General features: G+C 69.9%; 2 protein-coding genes. Both read right to left on the bottom strand.

All coding sequences use genetic code 11. The features are described 5' to 3' along the window. Positions 1 to 59 precede the first annotated feature (59 nt). On the bottom strand, positions 60 to 1,673 hold the full coding sequence (gene tnpC / locus ABTU92_RS28155) for an IS66 family transposase (protein WP_408094888.1): 1,614 nt from the start codon (positions 1,671 to 1,673) through the stop codon (positions 60 to 62). Between the two features lie 57 nt (positions 1,674 to 1,730). Then, positions 1,731 to 2,081 (bottom strand): IS66 family insertion sequence element accessory protein TnpB, encoded by a 351-nt coding sequence (gene tnpB, locus ABTU92_RS28150; protein ID WP_408094887.1) that lies wholly within the window; start codon positions 2,079 to 2,081, stop codon positions 1,731 to 1,733. Between the last annotated feature and the right edge of the window lie 174 nt (positions 2,082 to 2,255).

Genomic DNA, 2,255 nt, shown 5'->3' with positions numbered 1-2,255 from the left:
TTTCGTACCCACTCGCCGGGGGCCGCGGGATTTCTGCTTGCGTTGTCCGGGGCGGAGGGTCAGGCGGCGAGCGACTTCGGGGCCGGCGTCCAGTTCCAGGGAAGCAGCGCGGCCAGATCTCGGATTGCGTGATCGTTGATGCGGGCGAGGACGTCGGCTAGCCAGGCCTGCGGATCGACGTCGTTCAGGCGGGCGGTCTGGATCAGGGTGTACATCAGCGCGGCGCGTTCGCCGCCGCGGTCGGAGCCGGCGAACAGCCACGACTTCCGGCCGAGCGCGATGCCACGCAGGGCGCGTTCCGCGGCGTTGTTCGTCAGGCAGATTCGCCCGTCGTCGAGGAACCGCGTGAAGGCGGCCCAACGCTTCAGCATGTAGTCCATCGCCTTGGCGACGTCGGAGTGGCGCGACAGGCGGACCCGCTCGGCCCGCATCCAGATCTCGAGGTCGGCGACGAGAGGAGCGGCTCGCTCACGACGCAGGGCGAGGCGCTCGGCCGCCGGCGAACCGTTGATCTCGCGCTCGACGTCAAAGATCGCATCGATGCGCGTTACAGCTTCGAGGGCCAATGGCGCGACGGCAGATGGCTTCGCCCGAGCCTTCGTCGTCACGTCGGCCAGCACGAAGAACTTGCGGCGTGCGTGTGACCAACACGCGGCTTCCACGAGCGGCGTCGGCTTGCGACCGGCCTCGTAGAGCCGGTTAAATCCGGCATAGGCGTCGGCCTGGAGGATCCCGCCATAGCCGTGCAGGTGGCGCTCGGGATGATCGCCGGTGCGGTCGCGCGAGTAGAAGAACACGGCGGCCGGCGGATCGTGCCCGCCGAACGGGCGATCGTCGCGCACATAGACCCAGGCCCGGCCGGTGTCGGTCTTGCCCTTCGCCAGAACCGGCACCGGCGTGTCGTCGCCGTGCACGCGGTCGCCGGCGAACACATGGGTTCTGATCAGATCGTAGAGCGGGCGCAGCAACGTGGCGCAGCCGCCGACCAGGTCGGCGAGCGTCGACAGGCTCAGATCGACGCCCTCCCGTGCATAGCGCTCGGCCTGACGGTTCAGCGGCTGGTGCTGCCCGTACTTCTCGAACACGATCATGGCGAGCAGGCTCGGCCCGGCGAAGCCGCGCGGCAGCACGTGGAACGGCGCCGGCGCCTGACTGATCTTCTCGCAATCGCGGCACGTGAACTTCTCCCGCACGATCTGCACGACCTTCCAGCGTCGCGGCACCGACTCCAGCGTCTCGATGACGTCCTCGCCCAGCTTGGCGAGCCGTCCGGAGCCGCAGCAGGTGCATGTGGTCGGGCCCGGCACCACGATCCGCTCGCGCGGCAGATGCGCCGGGAACGGGTTGCGGGACGGCGTCTTGCGGGTGTGCGGCCGAACCGGCGTCTCGCCCGCCGCCGCGCTCACCGTCGCGGCCGCGAGCTCGTCCTCTGCCGCAGCGGCCTCGAGCTCCTCGAGCTGGAGCTCCATCTGATCGAGGAGGCGGGCCTTGCGTTCGCTGCGCTGGCCGTAGAGCTCGCGCCGCATCTTCTCGATGGCGAGCCGAAGATGGGCGATCAGCGCCTCCGCGCTCGACACCTCGGCGCGAGCCCGGGCCAGCTCGGCGTCGCGCGCGAGCACGAGGCGCTTCAGCGTCTCGACGTCGTCGGGCAAGGGCGAATCAGCGGGGCGCATCACCCGCTGATCGAATCACACCCGGATGCCTTTGTGAGCCCCGGACGAGGCGCCGCGTCACCCCGCCGCGTCGGGGCGCCACGTGTACTGGGGCGCACGCCAGTCGATCCCGGACAACAGGTAGCCGAGTTGTGCCGCCGAGATCGCCACGGTCCCGTCCGCCGGCGACGGCCACAGGAACCGGCCGCGTTCGAGCCGCTTCGCGAACAGGCAGAAGCCCTGGCCGTCGTGCCACAGGATCTTGATCAGTCCACCGCTGCGCCCACGGAAGACGAACAGATGACCGCTGTGTGGGTCCCGCCGCAGAGTCTCCTGGACCTGCAGCGCCAGACCGTTGAAGCCCTTCCGCATGTCGGTGTGGCCCGTCGCCAGCCAAACCCGCGCGCCATTCGGGATCGGGAGCGTCATCGGGGCCGCTCCAACACGTCCAGAACTCGCGCGAGCGCGGCAGCATCCACGTCCCGATCGACCCGCACCAACAGACCCCGGCCCAGATCGATCTCGATGACCCCGCCGCGCGTCGTCGTCGGCTGACACCGTGCCTCTGTCGCCGCGGTCGTGCCGTTCGCCTCGGAGCGACCG

The sequence above is a fragment of the Rhodoplanes sp. SY1 genome, assembly GCF_046000175.1.
In the GTDB taxonomy this organism is placed as follows: domain Bacteria; phylum Pseudomonadota; class Alphaproteobacteria; order Rhizobiales; family Xanthobacteraceae; genus Rhodoplanes.
Note: the sequence above shows the minus strand (reverse complement) of the source record. Positions and strands in the feature narration are given on the sequence as shown.

What these genes read in the sequence shown, in the direction of transcription:
- tnpC (WP_408094888.1), bottom strand. Translation starts at nt 1,673, where the DNA reads ATGCGCCCCGCTGATTCGCCCTTGCCCGACGACGTCGAGACGCTGAAG.
- tnpB (WP_408094887.1), bottom strand. Translation starts at nt 2,081, where the DNA reads ATGACGCTCCCGATCCCGAATGGCGCGCGGGTTTGGCTGGCGACGGGC.